Genomic DNA, 25,542 nt, shown 5'->3' on the forward strand with positions numbered 1-25,542 from the left:
CTTTTCACCTCTTTTAGCCAGGAAGCCTTCACCATGACGCGTAAACAGGCCACCATCGCAGTGCGTAGCGGATTAAATGATGACGAGCAGTACGGCTGTGTTGTCCCGCCAATTCATCTTTCCAGTACTTACAATTTTACCGGTTTTAATGAACCCCGTGCGCATGACTACTCCCGTCGCGGCAACCCGACGCGTGACGTGACCCAGCGCACGCTGGCGGAGCTGGAAGGCGGTGCAGGCGCCGTGTTAACCAACACCGGGATGTCTGCGATTCACCTGGTGACGACGGTATTTCTGAAGCCGGGTGACCTGCTGGTGGCACCGCATGACTGTTACGGTGGTAGCTATCGTCTGTTTGACAGCCTCGCAAAACGCGGGTGCTACCGCGTGCAGTTTGTCGATCAAAACGACGAACAGGCGCTGAAACAGGCGCTGGCAGAGAAACCGAAGCTGGTGCTGGTGGAAAGTCCAAGCAATCCATTGTTGCGCGTCGTCGATATTGCGAAAATTTGTCAGCGCGCAAGGGATGCGGGAGCGATAAGTGTAGTGGATAATACCTTCCTCAGTCCGGCCCTTCAGAACCCGCTTGCGCTGGGTGCCGATCTGGTATTGCATTCATGCACAAAATATCTGAACGGTCATTCTGATGTGGTAGCGGGCGTGGTGATTGCAAAAGATCCCGACGTTGTCACCGAACTGGCATGGTGGGCCAATAACATTGGCGTCACTGCGAGCGCTTTCGACAGCTACCTGTTGTTGCGCGGTATCCGCACGCTGTCGCCGCGCATGGAAGTGGCGCAGCGCAATGCTCAGGCGATTGTCGATTTCCTGAAGACCCAGCCGCTGGTGAAAAAGCTCTATCACCCGTCGCTGCCGGAAAACCAGGGGCACGAGATTGCCGCGCGTCAACAAAAGGGATTTGGCGCGATGTTAAGTTTTGAACTGGACGGTGACGAGCAAACGCTGCGTCGCTTCCTGAGCGGGCTGTCATTGTTTACGCTGGCGGAATCATTAGGTGGGGTTGAAAGCTTGATCTCCCACGCCGCGACCATGACGCACGCAGGTATGGCACCAGAAGCACGTGCCGCCGCCGGTATTTCTGAGACGCTGCTGCGTATCTCGACCGGTATTGAAGATTCTGAAGATTTAATTGCCGATCTGGAAAATGGCTTCCGGGTCGCAGCCAAGGGGTAATCATGAGTGTGATAGCGCAGGCAGGGGCGAAGGGTCGTCAACTGCACAAGTTTGGTGGTAGTAGTCTTGCTGATGTGAAGTGTTACCTGCGTGTCGCAGGGATCATGACAGAGTATTCGCAGCCGGGGGACATGATGGTTGTCTCCGCGGCTGGCAGCACCACCAACCAGTTGATTAGCTGGCTCAAACTGAGTCAGACCGATCGCCTCTCTGCGCATCAGGTGCAACAGTCCTTACGTCGTTACCAGAGTGAGCTGATTGCCGGCTTACTGCCTGCGGACATCGCGGACGGATTGATTAGCGCCTTTACGCATGACCTTGAGCGTCTGGCTGCCCTGCTGGACAGCGGTATTACCGACGCGGTGTATGCCGAGGTGGTCGGCCACGGTGAAGTGTGGTCTGCGCGCCTGATGGCGGCCGTGCTGCAACACCTGGGCGTGGATGCGGCCTGGCTTGACGCGCGTGACTTCCTGCGCGCCGAACGCGCCGCTCAGCCGCAGGTGGATGAAGGCTTGTCATATCCGCTGCTGCAACAGCTGCTGGTTCAGCATCCGGGCAAACGTATTGTGGTGACCGGCTTTATCAGCCGCAGCAGTGCCGGTGAAACCGTGCTGCTGGGACGTAACGGCTCTGACTACTCAGCGACGCAAATTGGTGCGCTGGCAGGCGTTTCCCGCGTCACCATCTGGAGCGACGTGGCCGGTGTCTACAGTGCTGACCCGCGTAAAGTGAAAGATGCCTGCCTGCTGCCGCTGCTGCGTCTGGACGAGGCCAGCGAGCTGGCACGCCTGGCGGCACCGGTTCTGCATGCGCGTACGCTACAGCCCGTTTCCGGGAGCGACATCGACCTGCAGCTGCGCTGTAGTTACACCCCGGATCAAGGCTCTACCCGTATCGAACGCGTCCTGGCGTCCGGTACGGGGGCGCGAATTGTGACCAGCCATGACGACATCTGCCTGATTGAGTTCCAGGTCCCGGCGGGCCAGGATTTCAAACTGGCACACAAAGACATCGACCTGATCCTCAAACGTGCCCAGGTGCGTCCGCTCGCCGTTGGCGTGCATAACGATCGCCAGCTGCTGCAGTTCTGCTACACCGCCGAAGTGGCGGACAGCGCCCTGAAAATTCTTGATGAAGCGGGCCTGCCGGGCGAGCTTCGCCTGCGTCAGGGTCTGGCGCTGGTGGCGATGGTGGGGGCGGGCGTTACCCGCAACCCGCTGCACTGCCACCGTTTCTGGCAGCAGTTGAAAGGCCAGCCGGTTGAATTCACCTGGCAGTCGGAAGAGGGCATCAGCCTGGTGGCCGTACTGCGTAAAGGACCCACCGAGAGTCTGATTCAGGGTCTGCATACCTCTCTGTTCCGTGCGGAGAAACGCATCGGACTGGTGCTGTTTGGTAAAGGAAACATCGGCTCACGCTGGCTGGAGCTGTTCGCGCGCGAGCAGGTGACCCTCTCAGCGCGTACCGGGTTTGAATTTATTCTCGCGGGCGTGGTGGACAGCCGCCGCAGCCTGCTGAACTACGAAGGGCTGGATGCCAGCCGGGCGCTGGCCTTCTTTAACGATGAAGCGGTTGAACAGGACGAAGAGTCGCTGTTCCTCTGGATGCGCGCGCACCCGTATGACGATCTGGTGGTGCTGGACGTGACCGCCAGTGAACAGCTTGCCGATCAGTATCTTGATTTCGCCAGCCACGGTTTCCATGTTATTAGCGCCAATAAGCTGGCGGGGGCGAGCAGCACGGACAAGTACCGTCAAATCCACGACGCGTTTGAAAAGACAGGCCGTCACTGGCTGTATAACGCTACGGTGGGCGCTGGCTTGCCGGTTAACCATACCGTGCGTGATTTGATTGAAAGCGGCGACAGCATTCTGGCGCTGAGTGGCATCTTCTCCGGCACGCTCTCCTGGCTGTTCCTGCAGTTTGATGGCACCGTGCCGTTCACTGACCTGGTGGATCAGGCATGGCAACAGGGCTTAACGGAACCTGACCCACGCGTTGACCTCTCCGGTAAAGACGTTATGCGTAAGCTGGTGATCCTGGCGCGCGAAGCCGGTTATGACATCGAACCTGATGCCGTCCGCGTTGAGTCGCTGGTGCCTGCTGGCTGTGAGGACGACTCTGTCGACCATTTCTTCGAGAACGGCGAAGAGCTGAACGAGCAGATGGTGCAACGTCTGGAAGCGGCAAACGAGATGGGGCTGGTGCTGCGCTACGTGGCGCGTTTCGAAGCGAACGGAAAAGCACGTGTGGGTGTCGAGGCGGTTCGTCCTGAACATCCGCTGGCGGCACTGCTGCCGTGCGATAATGTTTTCGCCATTGAAAGCCGCTGGTACCGTGATAACCCACTGGTGATCCGTGGCCCGGGTGCGGGGCGCGATGTGACCGCCGGGGCCATCCAGTCCGACATCAACCGTCTGGCTAAACTGCTGTAATCTTTCTTGTTCCCTCTCCCGGTGGGAGAGGGACAGGGTGAGGGCATCAGACCGCACTCACCCGCCATCATGAACTCCCTTCATCTTCCCTGAGCATTCCTCACCATTCCTGGCGATTATTTCTGTTGACGTCCCTCCGCTTTTCCGTCATTTTTACATCTGGACGTCTAAACGTATAGAAGTTCGAAACACAACACACAATGACACGCGATTGATGAGGTAAGGTATGAGCTTTTTTCACGCCAACCAGCGGGAAGCCCTGAATCAGAGCCTGGCCGAAGTAAATGGTCAGATTAACGTCTCTTTTGAATTTTTCCCGCCGCGCACCAGTGAAATGGAGCAAACCCTCTGGAGCTCTATCGATCGCCTGAGCAGCCTGAAACCGAAGTTTGTCTCCGTCACCTACGGTGCTAACTCCGGTGAGCGTGACCGTACGCACAGCATCATTAAAGGCATTAAGGACCGTACGGGTCTGGAAGCGGCTCCGCACCTGACCTGTATCGACGCGACGCGCGATGAGCTGCGTGCCATTGCCCAGGACTACTGGAACAACGGTATTCGCCATATCGTCGCCCTGCGTGGTGACCTGCCGCCGGGGAGCGGTAAACCGGACATGTACGCCACCGATCTGGTCGCGCTGCTGAAAGAGGTCGCAGACTTCGACATTTCCGTTGCTGCTTATCCTGAAGTTCACCCGGAAGCGAAAAGCGCCCAGGCGGATCTGCTTAACCTGAAGCGTAAAGTGGACGCCGGTGCGAACCGCGCCATTACCCAGTTCTTCTTTGATGTGGAAAGCTACCTGCGCTTTCGTGACCGCTGTGTGTCCGCGGGCATCGACGTCGAAATTATCCCGGGAATTTTGCCGGTCTCTAACTTCAAACAGGCGAAGAAATTTGCCGATATGACCAATGTGCGCATTCCACACTGGATGTCTAAAATGTACGAAGGGCTGGACGATGACCCGGAAACACGCAAGCTGGTGGGCGCAAACATCGCGATGGACATGGTGAAGATCTTGAGTCGTGAAGGAGTGAAGGATTTCCACTTCTATACGCTCAACCGCGCGGAAATGAGTTACGCCATTTGCCATACGCTGGGTGTTCGGCCTGGCGCATAACAAATAGAAGCCCTCTTCGGAGGGTTTTTTGATTTATAAGGGTTTTATTTCCCCGCCATATCAGCAATGCTGCCTTTGACGTACAGAACGCACATACTTTCAATGGGAAATTAAACGGAATTAACTATCGAATCTGTGGGTTATCTCAACTATACCTTATCAACAAGGGCGTATATCGTAACGGTAACACTGTAAAAGGGAGCATAGCGATGAGCACGTCAGACGACAGCAATAATGCGGCATCAATCGGCAAGTGCCCGTTCCATCAGGGCAGCGTCGATCACAGCGCGGGGGCAGGCACAGGCAGCCGCGACTGGTGGCCAAAACAACTCCGCGTCGATCTTCTTAATCAACATTCCAACCGTTCTAACCCTCTGGGTGAAGACTTTGACTACCGCAAAGAATTCAGCAAACTTGATTACTCAGCGCTCAAGGGCGATCTCAAAGCACTTCTGACCGACTCTCAGCCGTGGTGGCCAGCTGACTGGGGCAGCTATGCGGGCCTGTTTATCCGTATGGCCTGGCACGGCGCAGGTACCTATCGCTCCGTTGACGGTCGCGGTGGCGCAGGGCGCGGTCAACAGCGCTTTGCCCCCCTGAACTCCTGGCCAGATAACGTAAGTCTGGATAAAGCGCGCCGTCTCCTGTGGCCTATCAAGCAAAAATACGGTCAAAAAATTTCCTGGGCTGACCTCTTCATCCTTGCCGGTAACGTGGCGCTGGAGAACTCTGGCTTCCGTACCTTTGGTTTTGGGGCCGGGCGTGAAGATGTCTGGGAACCGGATATGGACGTGAACTGGGGTGATGAAAAAGCCTGGCTCACCCACCGTGACCCGGAAGCACTGGCGAAGCGCCCACTGGCAGCCACCGAAATGGGGCTGATTTACGTTAACCCGGAAGGGCCAAACGCCAGCGGTGAACCGCTGTCAGCGGCCGCGGCGATCCGTGCCACCTTTGGCAACATGGGGATGAACGACGAAGAGACCGTTGCGTTGATTGCAGGCGGTCATACCCTCGGTAAAACCCACGGTGCAGGTGAGGCGACCCATGTCGGCGCCGACCCGGAAGCCGCGCCAATTGAAGCGCAGGGTCTGGGCTGGACCAGTACGCACGGTACCGGCGTTGGCGCAGATGCGATCACCTCCGGGCTGGAAGTCATCTGGTCACAAACGCCGACCCAGTGGAGTAACTACTTCTTCGAGAACCTGTTCAAATACGAGTGGGTGCAGACCCGCAGCCCGGCGGGTGCGATTCAGTTCGAAGCCGTGGATGCACCAGACATTATGCCTGATCCGTTCGACCCGTCGAAAAAGCGCAAACCGACGATGCTGGTCACCGATCTGACGCTGCGTTTTGACCCCGAGTTCGAGAAAATCTCCCGCCGCTTCCTGAACGATCCGCAGGCCTTTAACGAAGCCTTTGCCCGCGCGTGGTTCAAGCTGACCCACCGTGATATGGGGCCAAAAGCGCGTTACATTGGTCCGGAAGTGCCGAAAGAAGATCTCATCTGGCAGGATCCACTGCCGCAGGCGGTGTTCAACCCGACCAAAGAGGACATCGAGAGTCTGAAAGCGGAAATCATTGCCTCGGGTCTGTCCGTGAGCGACCTGGTTTCCGTTGCCTGGGCGTCTGCATCGACCTTCCGCGGTGGCGATAAGCGTGGCGGCGCCAACGGTGCGCGTCTGGCACTGGCACCCCAGCGCGACTGGGAAGTTAACGCCGCAGCGGTTCGCGCGTTACCCGCCCTGGAAGCTATTCAGCGTACCACCAACAAAGCGTCACTGGCCGATATCATCGTGCTGGCAGGTGTGGTGGGTGTTGAACAGGCGGCGAAAGAGGCCGGCGTTTACGTCAATGTACCGTTCACGCCGGGCCGCGTTGATGCGCGCCAGGATCAGACGGATATCGAGATGTTTAACCTGCTCGAACCGATTGCCGATGGCTTCCGTAACTACCGTGCACAGGTTGATGCCTCCACTACCGAGTCTCTGTTGATTGATAAGGCCCAGCAGCTGACGCTCACTGCACCAGAACTGACGGTGCTGATTGGCGGTCTGCGCGTACTGGGGGCGAACTTCGATGGCAGTCAGAACGGCGTGTTCACCCATCGTGAAGGCGTGCTGAGCAATGATTTCTTCGTGAACCTGCTGGACATGAATACCCAGTGGAAAGCGACCGATGAATCAAACGAGCTGTTTGCCGGCAGCGATCGCGCCAGCGGTGAAGTGAAATACACCGCCACGCGTGCCGATCTGGTATTCGGTTCGAACGCCGTGCTGCGCGCGCTGGCCGAGGTTTACGCCAGCAGCGACGCCCATGAGAAATTCGTCCGCGACTTTGTTGCCGCTTGGGCGAAGGTGATGGATTTGGATCGGTTTGATCTGCAGTAAATACAATCCCCGCTTCGGCGGGGATTTTTTTATTATCCGGCCATACCGGTTACGCCCACTCCCGCAGGAACCGTTGCCCGTACTGATCGGCCACCAGCAGCGCCGCGTAAACCTGATCCGGTGACACCCCGCCTGGCATGTTGTGAATGGTTTCACCCTCTGCGCAGGCTGCCTCGGCAATCAGCCGCATTTTAAGCGGAATATCCTCTTTAATGTTCAGTTGTGCCAGCGTGATGGGCAAACCTACGCTGTGACACAGCGCCGCGACGGTTTCAATTTCCTCTACCGGGGCATTTTCCAGCACCAGTTGCGTCAGCGTCCCGAACGCCACTTTTTCACCGTGATAGAACGAATGTGCCTCCGGCACGGCGGTCATTCCGTTGTGAATGGCGTGTGCGGCCGCCAGTCCACCGCTTTCAAATCCAACGCCGCTCAGATAGGTATTGGCTTCAATGATGCGCTCCAGCGCCGGTGTGACTACGTGCTGCCCGGCTGCGAGCATCGCTTTCTCACCCTCTTCAATTAACGTGTTGTAGCACAACTCGGCGAGGGCTAGCGCAGCCTGGGTACATTTTCCGCCCGCCATGGTGATCGCGCCACTACGGGAACAGGCGCGCGCTTCAAACCAGGTGGCAAGGGCATCGCCTATCCCGGCGGCCAGCAGACGCGGCGGAGCGCCAGCCACCACCCGGGTGTCGACAATCACCATGTTCGGGTTATGCGGCAGCATCAGGTAGCGATCGAATTCACCGCTGTCGGTATAAATGACAGAAAGGGCGCTGCACGGGGCGTCGGTGGAGGCGATAGTCGGGGCGATGGCAACGGGCACGTCCATAAAATGCGCCAGCGCTTTGGCGGTATCCAGCGTTTTCCCGCCGCCGATACCGAGCACCGCCATACAGTCGGCGCCGTCGGCCCGTTTTTTCAGGCGATCGATTTCGTTTTGCGAACATTCGCCACCGAAGGGCGCGATTTCAGCATGAATTTCCGCTTTTTTGAAACTCTCAAGCAAGGTCTCTTGTGCAAAACCCAGCACAAACTTATCGCCCACAACCAACCAGCGTGTTGCCAGTGGTTTTAGATAGTCGCCGAGACGGGTGAGAACATCAGCGCCCTGGATATATTTCCCCGGCGATTGAATGATACGGTCCATAACAGATCTCCCTTAGAGATTGAGGTTACCAAACGCGTTTTTCCAGTCGTGCTCAAACTTCTCTATGGCTGACTCTACCGCCGGGGTGCCGAGCATTTGTTGCGCTACATCTAAAGGAAGCGTGATTGCTTCACATCCGGCGAGCAGGCAGTCCAGCGCCTGACGTGGTGTTTTGAAGCTGGCGGCCAGCACGCTGCTTTCTGGGGCGTGCCGTTCGAGCAGGGATTGCAGCTCCTGTACCATACGAATGCCGTCCCCGCCCTGAGCGTCGACGCGGTTAACATACGGTGCGACATATTTCGCTCCCGCCAGCGCGGCCAGTAAACCCTGGGCGGCGCTGTAAACGGCCGTGCCCAACGTGGTTATGCCCTCTTTTTTCAGCATTTTTATCGCTATAAGGCCCTGCGCGGTCACCGGGATTTTCACCACGATGTCAGGAATGGCGTTACTCAGGCGTTTGGCTTCTGCCACCATCCCTTCGGCTTCACGGCTCATGGTCTGGGCAAACAGCGTACCCTGTGGCCCGATGGCGTTTTGCAGACGCGGCAGTACGTTCCAGAGGGTTTCGCCGCTGGCGGCTACAATGCTCGGGTTGGTGGTGACGCCGGCAATCGGAAAAATGCGCGCCAGGCGCTCAACCTCTGCCACGTTGGCGGTATCCAGATACAGTTCCATTATTTTTCCTTAAGTCAGAAAGGTTAACTCAAGGATAAGGTGGGGCTGCTGGCCGGGGATACAGGTCAATTTTGCCAAATACTGGACAAATGTAATGTGCTTAGTGAAGTGAGAGGGCGATCACAATGCTAGTTTTTGGCAGTCAGCTGGCTGTGATACTGGCGGCGGTACTCGGAAGGGGAGCGTTCGGTATGTTTACGAAAGAGGCGGCAGAAGTAGTTGCTGTCTGTAAAGCCGCAGCGGGCGGCAATGTCTTTGATTTTTAGATCATAACCCTTGAGCAACTGGCGCGCGTGTTCCAGACGCGTTTGGGTCAGGTATCCATTGAACCCCACGTTCCCGGTCTTCTGAAACAGATGTGAAAGGTAGTTGGGTGAAATATAAAACGCCCGCGCCACGGAATCGCGGGTCAGCGGTGAGGCGTGATGTTCATCGAGATAGCGCCGGATGGCTTCAAACAAAGCACGACTGCGGCTGTCAGTATGAATGTCGCTGCCAAGAAGATCGCGACAGTGGCTGAGCATACTCAGTACCACCAGTCTGGCCGTTTCCTGTTCATCAGGCTGCATCTGCAGTTCGGCCAGCGTTTGCAGGAGAAACGCTCCGGTTCGGGGGCCGCGCCGGGCAACCTGCTGGTGCTGTATAAGCACGTTATCCCGATAAAGACGAAGCGACAGCTGCTGTTTACCGAAGCTGATGCTGAGCGCGTGTCCGGTATGAAGTAACCCCTCCGCAGAGGAAGAAAACCACGCTTCGCAGGCATTATCGAGGTTAATGACCAGGCAAGGCGATGTGCGGGAGTGTGGGTCGGGCGGGGCGACAAACCGTACGTCACGTAGCGCTACGGTGCCATTAATGAGGTCGGTCAGAAGGGTGCTGATGTCGTGGTGCATGGCGTGAATACCGGATATCGCCCGGCAGCATTAGCGCTGCCGGGCCTGTATGAAGCCAATGGATTAGCCTGTGTTACGCATACCTGCCGCAACGCCTGCAATCGTCACCATCAACGCCTGTTCGACGCGTGGATCCGGCTCTTTACCTTCCTCTTCCGCCAGACGTGAACGGTGCAGCAGCTCCGCCTGCAGGACGTTCAGGGGGTCGGTGTAGATGTTACGCAGCTGGATGGACTCGGCAATCCACGGCAGATCCGCCATCAGGTGCGAGTCGTTAGCAATATCCAGCACCACTTTGATGTCGTCTTCCAGCAGTTCGCGCAGCTCTTTACCCAGCGTCCACAGCTCAGGCTTCACCAGACGCTGATCGTAGTATTCCGCCAGCCACAGGTCTGCTTTCGAGAAGACCATCTCCAGCATACCCAGACGGGTGGAGAAGAACGGCCAGTCGCGGCACATGGTTTCCAGTTCGTTCTGTTTGCCATCTTCCACCACTTTCTGCAGCGCCGCGCCTGCGCCCAGCCAGGCGGGCAGCATCAGACGGTTCTGGGTCCAGGCGAAGATCCATGGGATGGCACGCAGAGACTCTACGCCACCGGTCGGGCGGCGCTTAGCCGGACGTGAACCCAGCGGCAGTTTACCCAGCTCCTGCTCAGGCGTGGCTGAACGGAAGTAAGGCACAAAATCTTTGTTTTCACGCACGTAGCCGCGGTACAGATCGCAGGAGATATCTGACAGCTCGTCCATGATATGGCACCAGGACTCTTTCGGCTCTGGCGGTGGCAGCAGGTTCGCTTCCAGAATCGCACTGGTGTAGAGCGACAGGCTGCTGATGGTCACTTCCGGCAGGCCGTACTTGAAGCGGATCATTTCGCCCTGTTCGGTCACGCGCAGGCCGCCTTTCAGGCTTCCCGGCGGTTGTGACAGCAGTGCCGCATGCGCTGGCGCACCACCACGGCCAATCGAGCCACCGCGTCCGTGGAACAGCGTCAGTTCGATGCCTGCTTTTTCACAGGTCTTGATCAACGCGTCCTGTGCCTGATACTGCGCCCAGGATGCCGCCATGACGCCCGCGTCTTTTGCGGAGTCGGAATAGCCAATCATCACCATCTGTTTGCCCTGAATAAAGCCGCGGTACCAGTCGATGTTCAGCAGCTGCGTCATGACGTCGTTGGCGTTGTTCAGGTCATCAAGGGTTTCAAACAGCGGTGCAACCGGAAGGGCATAGTCGATACCGGCTTCTTTGAGCAGAAGGTGAACGCCCAGCACGTCAGACGGCGTTTTCGCCATGGAGATCACATAGGCAGCCACCGATCCTTTCGGCGCATCAACGATCGCTTTACAGGTGTTGAGCACCTCGCGGGTTTCGTTGCTTGGCTCCCAGTTACGTGGCAGCAGGGGGCGCTTGGAGTTCAGTTCGCGGATCAGGAAGGCTTGTTTGTCCGCTTCAGACCAGCTTTCATAGTCGCCGATGCCGAGATAGCGGGTCAGTTCGCCCAGTGCTTCGGTATGACGGGTGCTTTCCTGACGGACGTCAATACGCACCAGCGGCACGCCGAAACACTTCACGCGACGCAGGGTGTCGAGCAATTCGCCATTCGCGATGATGCCCATTCCGCAGGCCTGCAGTGATTTATAGCAGGCATACAGCGGCTCCCAGAGCTGCTCGTTCTGGCTCAGCAGGCCTTCCGGCTTCGGCAGGCGCTGGCCTTTCAGACGCGCTTCCAGCCAGGCCTGCGTCGCCATCAGTTGGCCACGCAGTTTTTTCATCAGGAAACGATACGGCTCGCTGGCACCTTCTTCGCCGGCCAGCGCGCGCAGTTCCGGCGTGGCCTCTACCATCGACAGCTCGGAGATCAATACCTGAATATCTTTCAGGAACAGGTCGGTTGCTTTCCAGCGGCTCAACAGGAGCACGTGGCGGGTAATTTCCGCGGTGACGTTCGGGTTGCCGTCACGGTCGCCGCCCATCCAGGAGGTGAAGCGCACCGGCACAAAATCAACCGGCAGGCGGTAATCCAGATTCGCTTCCAGCTGCTCGTTCAGCTCACGCAGGTAGTTCGGCACCCCTTCCCACAGGCTATTTTCCACCACTGCAAAGCCCCATTTGGCTTCGTCGACCGGGCTTGGACGATGCTTACGAATTTCATCGGTGTGCCAGGACTGGGCAATCAGCTGGCGCAGACGGCGCATCAGCTGGTTGCGCTCGTAGTCAGCAATGTCTTTGTTATCCAGCTGCTTGAGGCAGTTGTTCACTTCCACCATTTTGTGGATCAGGGTGCGGCGAGTGATTTCGGTTGGGTGAGCGGTCAGAACCAGCTCCAGCGAAAGGGACTCCACCGCTTTTTTGATGATGTCTTCGTTGAGGTCTGGCTGGTCTTTCAGTTTACGAAGCGTACGGGCAATGACTTCCGGGTTGCTGGCAGCTTCGCCATTCGGCGAAATGCTGTGGTATTGCTCAGCGGTGTTTGCCAGGTTCAGAAACTGGCTGAAGGCGCGGGCAACGGGCAGCAGCTCATCGTTAGAAAGGTTCTGCAAGGTGGTGAGCAGCTCCTGACGACTGGCCTCGTTACCTGCACGGGAAGATTTTGACAGCTTGCGGATGGTTTCAACGCGGTCGAGGATGTTTTCCCCCAACGCATCTTTGATGGTATCTCCAAGCACTTTGCCGAGCATACTGACATTACTACGCAACGCGGAATATTGTTCGTTCATAAAAACCCAGTCACCCCATCATTTTTGTTTATGCCCAATCGAAAATCTTTTGGACAATATTTTGTCATCTCCCTTTATAAAGCCACGTAAAACCCCCGTCGTCAATTGCTGCGAAAACGGTTCAGCAAACGAATAAATGTGGGTAATTTACGAAATTTAATTCGCTTTGCGTCAGATAAGAGATGCTTATGGGAATGTGACGAAGATCGCGGGATTTGTTGCCCTTACCCTGACCCTCTCCCACCGGGAGAGGGAACCCTCAGGGGCATTTTAATGCCAGCAGAAGTGATGCACGACCTGGGTAATCAGTTCACGGGTCGGTTTGATAAAGCGCGTTTCCAGATATTCATCCGGCTGGTGAGCCTGGTTGATGGAACCCGGGCCAAGCACCAGCGTAGGACACAGGGTCTGAATAAACGGTGCTTCGGTGCAATAGTTCACCACGTCGGTTTTCTCGCCGAGCAGCTTTTCCACGACTTCAACCAGTTGATGATCCGGCGGACATTCGTAGCCAGGGATCGGCGGATGAAGCTCGGAGACCGTTAGGCGGCCCGGCCAGCGCTCGCTGACCGGCGCCAGCGCTTCGGTCAACAGGCCGTCGAGATCGCTCAGCGTCATGCCCGGCAGCGGACGGATATCCATATGCAGTTCGCAGCAGGCGCAGATACGGTTGGATGCATCGCCACCGTGCAGGCTGCCGAGGTTCAGCGTCGGGTAAGGCACGGTGAATGCGTCGTAGTGATAACGCTCTTTCAGCGAGTCGCGCAACTGCATGATGCGGCCGATGGCGTCGTGCATCAGTTCGATGGCGTTGACGCCGCGCGCCGGATCGCTGGAGTGGCCTGACTGGCCCAGCACGCGCACCGCCGTGGAGATATGGCCTTTGTGGGCGCGGATTGGCTGCAGTGACGTTGGTTCACCAATAATGGCGCAATCCGGGCGAATCGAGGTGTTTTCAGAGAAGTAGCGCGCCCCGGCCATGCTGGTCTCTTCATCGGCAGTGGCCAGAATGTAGAGCGGTTTCTTCAGCGTTGTCACGTCCACGTCACGCAGCGCATCGAGGATAAAAGCAAAAAAGCCTTTCATGTCGGCGGTGCCCAGACCGTAAAGCTTGTTGTCATGCTCGGTCAGGGTGAACGGATCGCGCGTCCAGCGGCCATCGTCAAAGGGAACGGTATCGGTATGACCGGCCAGCAGCAGGCCGCCGGCACCCTGTCCGGTACTGGCGAGCAGGTTAAATTTATGGCGTGTTCCGGGAACGGGCTGAACCTCAACGTTAAACCCAATATCGCTAAACCAACCTGCCAGCAGATTGATTAAAGACTCATTGCTCTGATCCAGCGCTTCTTCGGTCGCACTGATGGAGGGTGTGGCAATCAGGGCGCGGTAAATCTCGATAAATGGCGGTAAGTTCATTTTCATTGTTGACACACCTTAGGTCGTGATAGTATCAATATTCATGCAATAAATGTGAATAAAAATACATTAACGTTGAGCATAAAGGAACCCGATGTTGAATACGCTGATTGTAGGCGCTAGCGGTTATGCGGGCGCAGAGCTTGTAAGCTACGTGAATCGCCATCCTCATATGACCATAACCGCTTTGACCGTGTCAGCGCAAAGCAATGATGCAGGAAAGTTAATTTCCGATTTGCATCCGCAACTTAAAGGCATTGTTGATCTGCCGCTGCAGCCAATGTCTGACATCCGCGCGTTCACCGACGGCGTTGACGTGGTGTTTTTAGCTACCGCGCACGAAGTCAGCCACGACCTGGTTCCGCAATGTCTGGCGGCCGGCTGTGTGGTGTTCGACCTCTCCGGCGCCTTCCGTGTGAATGACGGCGCGTTCTACGAAAAATATTACGGTTTCACCCATCAACACCCTGAACTGCTGGAAAAAGCGGTATACGGCCTGGCGGAGTGGAGCACAGATAAACTGAAGGAAGCGGATCTGGTTGCCGTGCCGGGCTGTTATCCGACGGCAGCACAGCTTTCTCTGAAGCCGCTGATCGACGCAGACCTGCTGGATCTGAACCAGTGGCCGGTGATCAACGCCACCAGTGGTGTCAGCGGCGCGGGGCGTAAAGCCGCTATCGCTAACAGCTTCTGCGAAGTGAGCCTTCAGCCGTATGGCGTGTTCAATCACCGCCATCACCCTGAAATCACGACGCATCTGGGTGCGGATGTCATCTTCACGCCGCATCTGGGCAGCTTCCCGCGTGGGATCCTCGAAACCATCACCTGCCGACTGAAACCCGGCGTGACCCACGAACAGGTGAGCGCAGCCTTTACGCAGGCCTATGCGGACAAACCGCTGGTGCGTCTGTACGACAAAGGCGTGCCGGCGCTGAAAAACGTGGTTGGCCTGCCATTCTGCGACATCGGCTTTGCCGTGCAGGGTGAGCACCTGATTGTGGTGGCTGCGGAAGATAACTTACTTAAAGGCGCTGCCGCACAGGCAATGCAGTGTGCAAATATTCGTTTCGGTTTCCCGGAAACCCAGGCTCTTATTTAAGGTGTGATGATGAACCCATTAATTATCAAACTCGGTGGTGTACTGCTGGACAGCGAAGAAGCGCTGGAGCGTCTTTTTACCGCGCTGGTGAACTATCGCGAATCACACCAACGTCCGCTGGTGATTGTGCACGGCGGCGGCTGCGTGGTTGATGAGCTGATGAAAGGGCTCAACCTGCCGGTGAAAAAGAAAAATGGCCTGCGCGTCACGCCTGCTGACCAGATTGACATTATTACCGGTGCCCTGGCGGGGACGGCGAACAAAACGCTGCTGGCGTGGGCGAAGAAACACCATATCGCCTCTGTCGGTCTGTGTCTGGGCGATGGTGACAGCGTAAAAGTGACCCAGCTCGACGAAGAGCTCGGACACGTTGGACTGGCACAGCCTGGTTCGCCTAAGCTGATTAACATGCTGCTGGAAGGAGGATTCCTGCCGGTGGTGAGCTCTATCGGGGTGACCGAAGAGGGCGAGCTGATGAACGTCAATGCAGACCAGGCGGCAACGGCTCTGGCGGCTACGCTGGGCGCGGACCTGATTCTGCTCTCTGACGTAAGCGGTATTCTCGACGGTAAAGGCCAGCGTATTGCGGAAATGACCGCAGCGAAAGCCGAACAGCTTATCGAGCAGGGCATTATTACCGACGGCATGATCGTCAAAGTCAATGCGGCGCTGGATGCCGCGCGTACGCTCGGACGTCCGGTGGACATCGCCTCCTGGCGCCACGCGGAGCAACTCCCGGCGTTGTTTAACGGCACGCCGATTGGCACGCGTATTCTGGCGTAAGCAATTTACCGATTCTGCAGGCCCGGTCAGCGCAGCGCAGCCGGGCAATGAAATTCAAAGATATTAAGGAAGCATGTTATGGCACTTTGGGGTGGGCGTTTTACACAGGCAGCGGATCAACGGTTCAAACAGTTCAACGACTCTTTGCGCTTCGACTACCGCCTGGCCGAGCAGGATATCGTCGGCTCTGTGGCCTGGTCCAAAGCGCTGGTCACCGTGGGCGTCCTGACCGCAGACGAACAGCAGCAGCTGGAAGAGGCGCTGAATAACCTGCTGGAAGAGGTGCGTCTGGACCCGCAGCAGATCCTCGCCAGCGATGCGGAAGATATTCACAGCTGGGTGGAAGGGAAACTCATCGATAAAGTCGGCCAGCTGGGTAAAAAACTGCATACCGGGCGTAGCCGTAACGACCAGGTCGCGACTGATCTGAAATTGTGGTGTAAAGATACCGTTGGTGAACTGCTGGCAGCCAACCGTCTGCTGCAAGGCGCGCTGGTGGAAACCGCGCAGAACAACCAGGACGCGGTGATGCCGGGTTATACCCACCTGCAGCGCGCGCAGCCGGTAACCTTTGCCCACTGGTGTCTGGCCTACGTTGAGATGCTGGCGCGTGATGAAAGCCGTCTGCAGGATACCCTGAAGCGTCTGGACGTGAGCCCGCTGGGCAGCGGTGCGCTGGCAGGGACGGCCTATGAAATCGACCGTGATCAGCTGGCAGGCTGGCTGGGCTTTGCTTCAGCCACCCGTAACAGCCTGGACAGCGTCTCTGACCGTGATCACGTGCTGGAGCTGCTTTCCAATGCGTCTATCGGCATGGTGCATCTGTCGCGCTTTGCCGAAGACCTGATTTTCTTCAACTCCGGTGAAGCCGGGTTTGTTGAGCTGTCTGACCGCGTGACGTCAGGCTCCTCCCTGATGCCACAGAAGAAAAACCCGGATGCGCTGGAGCTTATCCGCGGTAAGTGTGGCCGTGTGCAGGGCGCGCTGACCGGCATGATGATGACCCTGAAAGGGCTGCCTCTGGCGTATAACAAAGATATGCAGGAAGACAAAGAAGGGCTGTTCGACGCGCTCGATACCTGGCTGGACTGCCTGCATATGGGCGCGCTGGTGCTGGATGGCATTCAGGTGAAACGCCCGCGTTGTCAGGAAGCGGCGCAGCAGGGCTATGCAAACTCGACCGAGCTTGCCGATTACCTGGTGGCGAAAGGCGTGCCGTTCCGTGAAGCGCACCACATTGTCGGTGAAGCGGTGGTTGAAGCCATTCGTCAGGGTAAGGCACTGGAAGCGTTGCCGCTGACCGACCTGCAGAAATTCAGTGCGGTTATCGGTGATGATGTGTATCCGATTCTGGCGTTGCAGTCTTGTCTGGATAAGCGTGCAGCGAAAGGCGGCGTGTCACCGAAGCAGGTCGCGCAGGCGATTGCGGATGCGAAAAACCGGCTGGTTTGATGAGTGCGGGCTGGTGCCCTCACCCCGCCCTCTCCCACGGGGAGAGGGAGTAAACACTAAAAATGGCAACTTCGGTTGCCATTTTGCTTTTATCCCCGGCCTTTTTACGCAAAAAAATGCGGACCACGGGGTCCGCAAAAGTTCACGTTGGCTTTAGTTGTTCGAGTTTTGAGAGAAACTCGCTGACGGTGCGGGGACGTCAAGGGTCAAACACGTGCCGCCTCGTCTATGTGGTGTATTATTCAACAGAATGCTTGATAGGGATAATCGTTCGTTGCTATGCTATCTATCGCCATGAACTATCGTGGCGACGGAGGATGAATAATGAATATTCGTGATCTTGAATACCTGGTAGCGCTAGCCGAGCACCGCCATTTTCGCCGCGCGGCAGATTCCTGCCACGTCAGCCAGCCTACCCTGAGCGGCCAGATCCGCAAGCTGGAAGACGAGCTGGGCGTGATGCTGCTGGAGCGCACCAGTCGTAAGGTACTGTTCACCCAGGCAGGTCTGCTGCTGGTGGATCAGGCGCGCACCGTGCTGCGCGAGGTCAAAGTGCTCAAGGAAATGGCAAGCCAGCAAGGGGAGGCGATGTCCGGCCCGTTGCATATTGGCCTGATCCCAACCGTTGGCCCGTACCTGTTGCCGCACATCATTCCAATGCTGCATCAGACGTTCCCGAAACTCGAAATGTATCTGCATGAAGCGCAAACCCATCAGCTGCTTGCGCAGTTAGACAGCGGCAAGCTCGACTGTGCCATTCTGGCGCTGGTCAAAGAGAGCGAAGCTTTTATTGAAGTGCCGCTGTTTGATGAGCCCATGATGCTGGCGATCTATGAAGATCACCCGTGGGCGAACCGCGATCGCGTGCCGATGGCCGATCTGGCCGGTGAAAAACTGCTGATGCTGGAAGATGGTCACTGCCTGCGCGATCAGGCGATGGGCTTCTGCTTCGAAGCGGGTGCTGACGAGGATACCCATTTCCGCGCAACCAGCCTTGAAACGCTGCGTAATATGGTGGCGGCGGGCAGTGGGATCACATTGCTGCCGGCACTGGCCGTGCCGCGCGAACGTAAACGTGACGGCGTGGTTTATCTGCCATGCATTAAACCAGAGCCACGTCGTACCATTGGTCTGGTTTATCGTCCGGGTTCACCGCTGCGCAGCCGCTATGAGCAGCTGGCAGAGGCCATCCGTGGTTCGATGGATGGCCATTTTGACAATGCGTTAAAACAGGCGGTTTAAACCGTTCAGTGCCGCGACCCGATAGGCTTCCGCCATGGTCGGGTAGTTGAAGGTGGTGTTAACGAAGTACTCGATGGTGTTACCACCACCTTTTTGCTCCATGATCGCCTGGCCGATATGAATAATCTCTGCCGCGCGTTCACCAAAGCAGTGAATACCGAGGATCTCTTTCGTCTCGCGATGGAACAGGATCTTCAGCGTACCCACGCTCATTCCCACGATTTGCGCCCTCGCCAGATGTTTAAACTGTGCGCGACCCACCTCGTAAGGCACCTTCATTGACGTCAGCTGCTGCTCGGTTTTCCCGACGGAGCTGATTTCCGGGATAGTATAAATACCTGTCGGAATATCTTCGATCAGATGTGCCGTCGCTTCGCCTTTCACCAGCGCCTGCGCCGCGATGCGTCCCTGATCGTATGCTGCAGAAGCCAGGCTTGGATAACCGATAACATCACCGACGGCATACACATGCGGCAGGGCTGTCTGGTACATGCTGTTCACCTTCAGCTGACCGCGGCTGTCGGTTTCGAGCCCGATATTTTCCAGAGCCAGAGAATCGGTATTACCGGTACGGCCGTTGGCGTACAGCAGGCAGTCTGCTTTCAGCTTCTTGCCCGATTTCAGATGCATGATCACACCGTCGTCGCAGCCTTCAATTTTCTCGTACTCTTCGTTGTGGCGAATCACCACGCCGCTGTTCCAGAAGTGGTAAGAGAGCGAGTCTGACATTTCCTGATCGAGGAAGGCCAGCAGGCGGTCGCGGGTGTTGATCAGATCAACTTTCACGTCCATACCCCGGAAGATCGACGCATATTCGCAGCCAATTACCCCTGCGCCATAGATAATCACATGACGGGGTTCGTGGTGCAGGCTCAGGATGGAATCGCTGTCGTAAATGCGCGGGTGGGAGAAGTCCACGTCTGCCGGATGGTACGGGCGTGAACCACAGGCGATGACAAATTTTTCCGCCGTGATGGTTTCGACCGACCCGTCGTGGCATTCGAGTGCCAGGGTGTGTTCATCAACAAAGTGCGCATTGCCCTGCAAAATTTCACAGTGGTTACGCTCATAAAACCCCTGGCGCATCCGCGTCTGCTGGTTAATAACGGTATCCGCATGATTCAGGATGTCAGCAAAGGAGGAACGAAGAAGTCGGGAGTGGTCGCTGTAAAGAGGGTTCTGGTTAAATTCAATAATGCGGCTAACGGCATGGCGGAGGGCTTTGGAAGGGATGGTGCCCCAATGGGTGCAACCACCGCCAACGTTATGGTAGCGCTCTATCACCGCTACTCTGGCTCCCTGTTTCACCAGTCCCATAGCAGCGCCTTCGCCGCCGGGGCCGGAACCTATCACAATTGCGTCGTAATCGTAGGAATGTGGCATGGTAAGGCTTACCTGTTCTTATACATAAAAGCAACAGAATCATAACATCATTGCCCGAGTAACCCAATTATCGTTGTGCTTTTTTCCGGCAGTGGAGCACAAACCGTACGTAAACAATCATTCACAAAGCCAGGCAAACAGATTAATTTTATTCTCTGGTATAGTGCCATCAGGCCTTTGGAAGGATTCAACTATCGTGATGGGCGTAAGAGCACAACAAAAAGAGAAAACCCGGCGTTCGCTGGTGGAAGCCGCATTCAGTCAACTGAGTGCCGAGCGTAGTTTTGCCAGTTTAAGCCTGCGTGAAGTTGCGCGCGAGGCCGGGATTGCGCCAACGTCCTTCTATCGTCATTTCCGTGATGTGGATGAACTGGGTCTGACCATGGTCGACGAGAGCGGGCTGATGCTGCGTCAGCTTATGCGCCAGGCGCGGCAGCGTATCGCTAAAGGGGGGAGCGTGATCCGCACCTCTGTGTCGACCTTTATGGAATTTATTGGCAATAACCCCAACGCGTTTCGCCTGCTGTTGCGGGAACGTTCCGGAACATCAGCCGCGTTCCGTGCCGCTGTGGCGCGTGAAATTCAGCATTTTATCGCGGAACTTGCCGACTATCTTGAACTCGAAAACCATATGCCGCGTGCGTTCACTGAAGCACAGGCTGAGGCGATGGTGACGATTGTTTTCAGCGCGGGTGCCGAAGCGCTGGATGTCAGCATCGAACAACGCAAGCAGCTCGAAGAGCGACTGGTATTACAGCTCAGGATGATCTCCAAAGGCGCGTACTACTGGTATCGCCGTGAACAAGAGAAACTGGCACATCAAACCGAAGAGTGAAGGTGAGTAATGAAACAGTCAGGTCAGGATAAGGGTACGCTGTTGCTGGCATTGATCGCTGGCTTATCAATTAATGGCACGTTTGCGGCTGTGTTCAGCTCGATCGTTCCATTTTCTATTTTCCCGCTTATTGCGCTGGTGCTGACGGTGTACTGTCTGCATCAGCGTTACCTGAACCGCACCATGCCGGTCGGGTTGCCTGGGTTGGCCGCGGCCTGCTTTATTCTTGGCGTGTTGCTGTATAGCACTGTGGTGCGTGCAGAGTATCCGGATATCGGTTCTAACTTCCTGCCGGCGGTACTTTCTGTGGCACTGGTGTTCTGGATTGGCTCGCGCATGCGTAGCCGCAAGCACGAGCTGCCGGAGTAAGAGAGTGGGGTTGCAGGCAGGTTGACCTGCCTGCCATCACGTTACTTCGCGGTAAGAAGTACGCCGCACTCCATATGGTGCGTATACGGGAACTGATCGAAGAGAGCCAGACGTTCAATATTGTGCGTCTGGCTTAATGTTTCGAGATTCTTGCACAGCGTTTCCGGGTTACAGGAAATGTACAAAATACGCGGGTACGCCTGCACCATCTTCTCGGTTTCGCTGTCCAGGCCACTGCGCGGCGGATCGACAAAAATCGTCTCACACTGGTAACTCTTCAGATCGATCCCCTCCAGGCGATTAAACTGGCGTACACCATTCATGGCCTGCGTGAACTCTTCTGCAGACATACGAATGATCTGCACATTGTCGATGTGATTGGCGGCAATGTTGTACTGTGCAGCGGCAACGGACGGCTTGGCAATCTCCGTCGCCAGGACGCGCTCAAAGTTACGCGCCAGCGCCAGGGAGAAGTTGCCGTTCCCGCAGTACAGCTCTAGCAGATCGCCCTTTGACCCTTCGGTCGCCTTCAGCGCCCAGTCCAGCATCTGTACGTTCATTGCCGCGTTTGGCTGGGTAAAGCTGTTCTCAACCTGGCGGTACACCATCTCTTTTCCCGCCACCGACAGACGTTCGTCGATGAAATCCTGATCCAGCATGATTTTGGTTTTTGTCGCACGACCAATCAGGTGAACGTTGATGTTCTGCGCGCGCAGGGCATCGCGCAGCGCTTCTGCCTGCTCGCGCCATTCGTCATTCAGCGCTTTGTGATACAGCAGAGAGACAATCGCCTGGTTGCTTTGTGTGGTCAGATAATCAATCTGGAACAGCTTGTGGCGCAGCACAGGATTGTTGCGTACGCCGTCGATCATCAGCGTCATGAGCTGGTTGATGAGTTCACTCGCCGCCGGGAAGCTGTCGACCCGAATGCGGGACTTTGTCTGCTGATCGAAAATGATGTGGTACAGGTCGTCACCGTCGTGCCAGATGCGGAACTCCGCACGCATGCGGTAGTGGCTAACGGGCGAGCGGAACACCTCAGGAACGGGCGCGTTGAAAGGCGTCATCATACTTTGCAGGCGGACAACTTTCTCTGCCAGCTGTGCGTCGTACTGTTCTGTTGGGAGGTGTTCGGGGGTCATGATGCGTCCTGAGTGATAAAGAATTACGCGGGGATTGTAGGGATTGTGCAGTGGATGTCCAGATTTAATGGCCAATAGCTATCTGGACATCTATACGTGTCTAATTGTAGCATTCTGTTTCCGGTCTCCTGAGAGTGAAAAGGGAATCCAGTGAAAATCTGGAGCTGACGCGCAGCGGTAAAGACTGGCGGGATGAGAATTGTAGACACTGTGAAAATGGGAAGTCTTCATCCGCAAAACGCCACCTAGCCCGAAGACCTGCCGGGATCACGTCGCATTTGGTTTCGTCATCGCGTGCTATAGATGAAGCCTGCGGCATCCTTCTTATATTGTGGATGCTTTAACAATGATTAAAAAAGTATCGCTGTTGACGGCGTTGTCCGTCACGGCATTTTCGGGCTGGGCGCAGGATAGCGACGACTCGTTGGTGGTGACAGCAAACCGTTTTGAGCAACCTGTTAATACCGTTCTTGCACCAACGTCTGTGGTGACGCGCGAGGATATTGATCGCTGGCAGGCAAACACCGTCATTGACGTTATGCGTCGCTTGCCTGGCGTGGACACTGCCCAAAACGGCGGAATGGGGCAACTTTCCTCTCTTTTTATTCGGGGAACTAATTCCAGTCATGTTCTTATTCTTGTCGACGGGATCCGTCTTAACCAGGCTGGGGTAACGGGGTCGTCCGATCTCAGTCAGTTCCCGATCGCCCTGGTGCAGCGCATTGAATATATTCGCGGGCCACGCTCTGCAGTCTATGGTTCTGATGCGATTGGTGGCGTAGTGAACATTATTACTACCCGCGCGAAGGACGGCACGACGTTGAATGCGGGCGTAGGCTCGCATGGCTACCAAAATTACGGTGGTAGCACCCAGCAAACCCTGGGTGACAGCACGCGCGTGACGCTGGCGGGTGATTATACCTATACCAAAGGCTTTGACGTGGTCGCGGATGGCAACAACGGTGGTCTGGCCCAGACCGATCGTGACGGCTTTATGAATAAAACCCTCTACGGTGCGCTGGAGCATGCTTTCTCTGATCAGTGGAGCGGGTTCGTTCGCGGCTATGGCTACAGCAACCGTACCGCCTATGACGGCTATTACAGTTCATTTACGCCTGATGTTTTGGTTGATACTCGCCAGCTCTATAGCCAGACCTGGGACGCTGGGCTGCGCTTTAATAATGACATCGTCCATTCACAACTTCTCACCAGCTACAGCCACAGCAAAGATTATAACTACGACCCGCATCTGGGACGTTATGATTCCAATGCCACGCTGGATGAGATCAAACAGTACAACGTGCAGTGGACCAACTCCGTTGAGGTGGGCCATGGCAATATTGGCGCAGGTGTCGACTGGCAGAAGCAGAGCACCGAACCAGGAACAAGCTATGTCACAAACGGCTATGACCTGCGTAACACCGGCGTCTACCTGACTGCACTGCAGCAGTTTGGCGACTTTACCCTGGAAGGGGCAGCGCGTAGCGACGATAACTCTCAGTTTGGTCGACATGGCACCTGGCAGAGCAGTGCGGGCTGGGAGTTCATTGAAGGTTATCGATTCATTGCCTCGTATGGCACTGCCTATAAAGCACCCAACCTCGGGCAGTTGTATGGTTTCTATGGCAACGACCATCTTGATCCTGAGGAGAGTAAACAGTGGGAAGGCGCGTTCGAAGGCCTGACGGCTGGCGTGAACTGGCGCGTATCGGCCTATCGCAATGACGTTGATAACCTGATCGACTTTAATAACAACCTTCAGGAATACTACAACGTAGGCAAGGCGCGTATTAAAGGGGTTGAAGCCACAGCGTCCTTTGATACAGGTCCACTAACTCATACGGTCGGTTACGATTACGTGGATGCACGCAATGCGGCAACAAACCAGCTATTGGATCGCCGGGCTAAGCAGCAGGTGAAGTATCAGCTTGATACGCAGGTCTATGAATTCGACTGGAGCCTGACTTACCACTACCTGGGAACACGTTACGACACTGACTTTGGTACCTACCCGTCTGAAAAGGTGAAAATGGGCGGCGTAAGCCTGTGGGATGTCGCAGTTTCATATCCTGTCACCTCTCACCTTACAGTTCGTGGTAAAATAGCCAACCTGTTCGACAAAGATTACGAGACAGTTTATGGCTACCAAACTGCAGGACGGGAATACACCTTGTCTGGCAGCTACACCTTCTAATCCGCGTCCCACCGTGCTGGTATTTGATTCCGGTGTCGGTGGGCTTTCGGTCTATGATGAGATCCGACATCTTCTGCCGGATCTCCATTACATTTACGCCTTTGATAACGTCGCGTTCCCGTATGGGGAAAAGAGTGAAGACTTTATTGTTGAGCGTGTGGTTGAAATCGTCACCGCGGTACAAAAGCGTTATCCCCTCTCGCTGGCGGTCATCGCCTGTAACACGGCCAGTACAGTATCGCTTCCTGCATTGCGCGAAAAATTCCAGTTCCCGGTTGTAGGCGTTGTTCCTGCAATAAAGCCTGCCGCACGTCTGACGGCAAATGGCATTGTTGGTTTACTGGCAACGCGAGGCACGGTGAAGCGTCCTTATACGCGCGAGTTAATCGACCGCTTTGCCAACGAATGCCAGATTGCGATGCTCGGTTCGGCGGAACTGGTCGAGATCGCCGAAGCGAAGCTGCACGGAAAGGCAGTGCCGCTTGAAGAGTTGCGCCGTATTCTCCGCCCGTGGCTGCGGATGCCGGAGCCACCGGACACCGTTGTGCTGGGGTGTACCCATTTCCCTCTATTACAGGAAGAGTTATTAGAAGTTCTGCCTGAGGGCACGCGGCTGGTGGATTCGGGGGCGGCTATAGCCCGACGTACGGCCTGGTTGCTGGAACATGAAGCCCCGGATGCAAAATCTGCCGATGCAAACATCGCTTTTTGTATGGCCATCACCAACGAGACCGAGCAACTTTTGCCCGTTTTACGCCGTTATGGCTTTGAAACGCTCGAAAAACTGGCGCTGTAGCACGATTTTGAGCAAAAAAGAGACGGTTGAACGTTTTTTTTAAAAGAGGGGTTGTCAACGTCTGAGAACTCCCTATAATGCGCCTCCACTGACACGGAACAACGGCTTACAAGCCGCCGGGTTAGCGGGGTTCAGAGATGAACACCAACAGAGAAAAGCAAAAATAAATGCTTGACTCTGAATGAGGAAAACGTAATATACGTGACCTCGCGACGGTGAGCTGTAAGCCGCGTCGCAACTGCTCTTTAACAATTTATCA

At 56.0% G+C, this 25,542-nt stretch carries 19 protein-coding genes and 1 riboswitch; of the genes, 12 read left to right on the forward strand and 7 right to left on the reverse strand.

Annotated elements, in window-relative coordinates; genetic code table 11:
- Nucleotides 1-33: 33 nt before the first annotated feature.
- The 4 genes from metB (at nt 34) to katG (ending at nt 7,136) form a co-directional block, all read left to right on the forward strand.
- A complete protein-coding gene (gene metB / locus AAIR21_RS19920; RefSeq protein WP_149377050.1) occupies nt 34-1,194 on the forward strand; it encodes a cystathionine gamma-synthase in 1,161 nt (386 codons plus the stop codon).
- A gap of 2 nt (nt 1,195-1,196) precedes the next feature.
- Nucleotides 1,197-3,629 (forward strand): bifunctional aspartate kinase/homoserine dehydrogenase II, encoded by a 2,433-nt coding sequence (locus AAIR21_RS19925; RefSeq protein ID WP_014172188.1) that lies wholly within the window; start codon nt 1,197-1,199, stop codon nt 3,627-3,629.
- Nucleotides 3,630-3,855: 226 nt separating this feature from the next.
- Nucleotides 3,856-4,746, forward strand: coding sequence for a methylenetetrahydrofolate reductase (gene metF / locus AAIR21_RS19930; protein ID WP_014172187.1), 891 nt, complete (start codon nt 3,856-3,858; stop codon nt 4,744-4,746).
- Between the two features lie 209 nt (nt 4,747-4,955).
- Nucleotides 4,956-7,136 carry a catalase/peroxidase HPI gene (gene katG / locus AAIR21_RS19935; RefSeq protein ID WP_025202761.1) on the forward strand — a complete coding sequence of 727 codons (2,181 nt, stop codon included), beginning with the start codon at nt 4,956-4,958 and terminating at the stop codon, nt 7,134-7,136.
- Nucleotides 7,137-7,185: 49 nt separating this feature from the next.
- Here the strand turns inward: katG and gldA are convergent, their stop codons facing one another.
- From gldA to argE, 5 genes are all read right to left on the reverse strand, one after another.
- Nucleotides 7,186-8,289: a bifunctional L-1,2-propanediol dehydrogenase/glycerol dehydrogenase gene (gldA, locus tag AAIR21_RS19940; protein WP_032679239.1), complete on the reverse strand. Its 1,104-nt coding sequence runs from the start codon at nt 8,287-8,289 to the stop codon at nt 7,186-7,188.
- A gap of 12 nt (nt 8,290-8,301) precedes the next feature.
- Nucleotides 8,302-8,964: a fructose-6-phosphate aldolase gene (fsa, locus tag AAIR21_RS19945; RefSeq protein ID WP_032679238.1), complete on the reverse strand. Its 663-nt coding sequence runs from the start codon at nt 8,962-8,964 to the stop codon at nt 8,302-8,304.
- Between the two features lie 128 nt (nt 8,965-9,092).
- Entirely contained in the window at nt 9,093-9,857 is a 765-nt protein-coding gene (locus AAIR21_RS19950; protein ID WP_113657029.1) for a helix-turn-helix transcriptional regulator, read from the reverse strand.
- 63 nt (nt 9,858-9,920) lie between these two features.
- The gene (gene ppc / locus AAIR21_RS19955; RefSeq protein WP_014172182.1) at nt 9,921-12,572 is read right to left on the reverse strand and encodes a phosphoenolpyruvate carboxylase; all 2,652 of its coding nucleotides are present in this window, start codon (nt 12,570-12,572) and stop codon (nt 9,921-9,923) included.
- A gap of 270 nt (nt 12,573-12,842) precedes the next feature.
- Nucleotides 12,843-13,994, reverse strand: coding sequence for an acetylornithine deacetylase (gene argE, locus AAIR21_RS19960; protein ID WP_020883942.1), 1,152 nt, complete (start codon nt 13,992-13,994; stop codon nt 12,843-12,845).
- 88 nt (nt 13,995-14,082) lie between these two features.
- On the opposite strand from argE, the gene argC reads away from it, so the two are divergent.
- From argC to oxyR, 4 genes are all read left to right on the forward strand, one after another.
- The gene (gene argC / locus AAIR21_RS19965; protein ID WP_047356146.1) at nt 14,083-15,087 is read left to right on the forward strand and encodes an N-acetyl-gamma-glutamyl-phosphate reductase; all 1,005 of its coding nucleotides are present in this window, start codon (nt 14,083-14,085) and stop codon (nt 15,085-15,087) included.
- 6 nt (nt 15,088-15,093) lie between these two features.
- On the forward strand, nt 15,094-15,870 hold the full coding sequence (gene argB / locus AAIR21_RS19970) for an acetylglutamate kinase (protein ID WP_086462987.1): 777 nt from the start codon (nt 15,094-15,096) through the stop codon (nt 15,868-15,870).
- 78 nt (nt 15,871-15,948) lie between these two features.
- The gene (argH, locus tag AAIR21_RS19975) at nt 15,949-17,322 is read left to right on the forward strand and encodes an argininosuccinate lyase (protein WP_183516922.1); all 1,374 of its coding nucleotides are present in this window, start codon (nt 15,949-15,951) and stop codon (nt 17,320-17,322) included.
- A gap of 324 nt (nt 17,323-17,646) precedes the next feature.
- Nucleotides 17,647-18,564 (forward strand): DNA-binding transcriptional regulator OxyR, encoded by a 918-nt coding sequence (gene oxyR / locus AAIR21_RS19980; protein WP_014172176.1) that lies wholly within the window; start codon nt 17,647-17,649, stop codon nt 18,562-18,564.
- Here the strand turns inward: oxyR and sthA are convergent.
- Nucleotides 18,547-19,947: a Si-specific NAD(P)(+) transhydrogenase gene (sthA, locus tag AAIR21_RS19985; protein WP_014172175.1), complete on the reverse strand. Its 1,401-nt coding sequence runs from the start codon at nt 19,945-19,947 to the stop codon at nt 18,547-18,549. The genes oxyR and sthA overlap by 18 nt on opposite strands.
- 196 nt (nt 19,948-20,143) lie before the next feature.
- Between sthA and fabR the strand changes: the two genes are divergently transcribed.
- Together fabR and AAIR21_RS19995 are read left to right on the forward strand one after the other, a co-directional pair.
- A complete protein-coding gene (gene fabR, locus AAIR21_RS19990; RefSeq protein WP_008501784.1) occupies nt 20,144-20,782 on the forward strand; it encodes an HTH-type transcriptional repressor FabR in 639 nt (212 codons plus the stop codon).
- Nucleotides 20,783-20,791: 9 nt separating this feature from the next.
- Nucleotides 20,792-21,151 (forward strand): YijD family membrane protein, encoded by a 360-nt coding sequence (locus tag AAIR21_RS19995; RefSeq protein WP_020883939.1) that lies wholly within the window; start codon nt 20,792-20,794, stop codon nt 21,149-21,151.
- A gap of 41 nt (nt 21,152-21,192) precedes the next feature.
- On the opposite strand, the gene trmA is transcribed toward AAIR21_RS19995, so the two are convergent.
- The gene (gene trmA / locus AAIR21_RS20000; RefSeq protein WP_020883938.1) at nt 21,193-22,293 is read right to left on the reverse strand and encodes a tRNA (uridine(54)-C5)-methyltransferase TrmA; all 1,101 of its coding nucleotides are present in this window, start codon (nt 22,291-22,293) and stop codon (nt 21,193-21,195) included.
- A gap of 104 nt (nt 22,294-22,397) precedes the next feature.
- A riboswitch (cobalamin riboswitch) is annotated at nt 22,398-22,573 on the forward strand.
- Nucleotides 22,574-22,639: 66 nt separating this feature from the next.
- On the opposite strand from trmA, the gene btuB reads away from it, so the two are divergent.
- Nucleotides 22,640-24,487: a TonB-dependent vitamin B12 receptor BtuB gene (gene btuB, locus AAIR21_RS20005; protein WP_047356144.1), complete on the forward strand. Its 1,848-nt coding sequence runs from the start codon at nt 22,640-22,642 to the stop codon at nt 24,485-24,487.
- Nucleotides 24,432-25,283 (forward strand): glutamate racemase, encoded by an 852-nt coding sequence (murI, locus tag AAIR21_RS20010; RefSeq protein WP_020883936.1) that lies wholly within the window; start codon nt 24,432-24,434, stop codon nt 25,281-25,283. Before btuB ends, murI begins: the two co-directional genes overlap by 56 nt.
- Nucleotides 25,284-25,542 lie beyond the last annotated feature (259 nt).

The sequence above is a fragment of the Enterobacter sp. PTB genome (genome assembly GCF_051130085.1).
GTDB classification, from domain to species: domain Bacteria; phylum Pseudomonadota; class Gammaproteobacteria; order Enterobacterales; family Enterobacteriaceae; genus Enterobacter; species Enterobacter ludwigii.

Coding starts and splice junctions, on each gene's coding strand:
- metB (WP_149377050.1), top strand. CDS start 34: ATGACGCGTAAACAGGCCACCATCGCAGTGCGTAGCGGATTAAATGAT.
- AAIR21_RS19925 (WP_014172188.1), top strand. CDS start 1,197: ATGAGTGTGATAGCGCAGGCAGGGGCGAAGGGTCGTCAACTGCACAAG.
- metF (WP_014172187.1), top strand. CDS start 3,856: ATGAGCTTTTTTCACGCCAACCAGCGGGAAGCCCTGAATCAGAGCCTG.
- katG (WP_025202761.1), top strand. CDS start 4,956: ATGAGCACGTCAGACGACAGCAATAATGCGGCATCAATCGGCAAGTGC.
- gldA (WP_032679239.1), bottom strand. CDS start 8,289: ATGGACCGTATCATTCAATCGCCGGGGAAATATATCCAGGGCGCTGAT.
- fsa (WP_032679238.1), bottom strand. CDS start 8,964: ATGGAACTGTATCTGGATACCGCCAACGTGGCAGAGGTTGAGCGCCTG.
- AAIR21_RS19950 (WP_113657029.1), bottom strand. CDS start 9,857: ATGCACCACGACATCAGCACCCTTCTGACCGACCTCATTAATGGCACC.
- ppc (WP_014172182.1), bottom strand. CDS start 12,572: ATGAACGAACAATATTCCGCGTTGCGTAGTAATGTCAGTATGCTCGGC.
- argE (WP_020883942.1), bottom strand. CDS start 13,994: ATGAAAATGAACTTACCGCCATTTATCGAGATTTACCGCGCCCTGATT.
- argC (WP_047356146.1), top strand. CDS start 14,083: ATGTTGAATACGCTGATTGTAGGCGCTAGCGGTTATGCGGGCGCAGAG.
- argB (WP_086462987.1), top strand. CDS start 15,094: ATGATGAACCCATTAATTATCAAACTCGGTGGTGTACTGCTGGACAGC.
- argH (WP_183516922.1), top strand. CDS start 15,949: ATGGCACTTTGGGGTGGGCGTTTTACACAGGCAGCGGATCAACGGTTC.
- oxyR (WP_014172176.1), top strand. CDS start 17,647: ATGAATATTCGTGATCTTGAATACCTGGTAGCGCTAGCCGAGCACCGC.
- sthA (WP_014172175.1), bottom strand. CDS start 19,947: ATGCCACATTCCTACGATTACGACGCAATTGTGATAGGTTCCGGCCCC.
- AAIR21_RS19995 (WP_020883939.1), top strand. CDS start 20,792: ATGAAACAGTCAGGTCAGGATAAGGGTACGCTGTTGCTGGCATTGATC.
- trmA (WP_020883938.1), bottom strand. CDS start 22,293: ATGACCCCCGAACACCTCCCAACAGAACAGTACGACGCACAGCTGGCA.
- btuB (WP_047356144.1), top strand. CDS start 22,640: ATGATTAAAAAAGTATCGCTGTTGACGGCGTTGTCCGTCACGGCATTT.
- murI (WP_020883936.1), top strand. CDS start 24,432: ATGGCTACCAAACTGCAGGACGGGAATACACCTTGTCTGGCAGCTACA.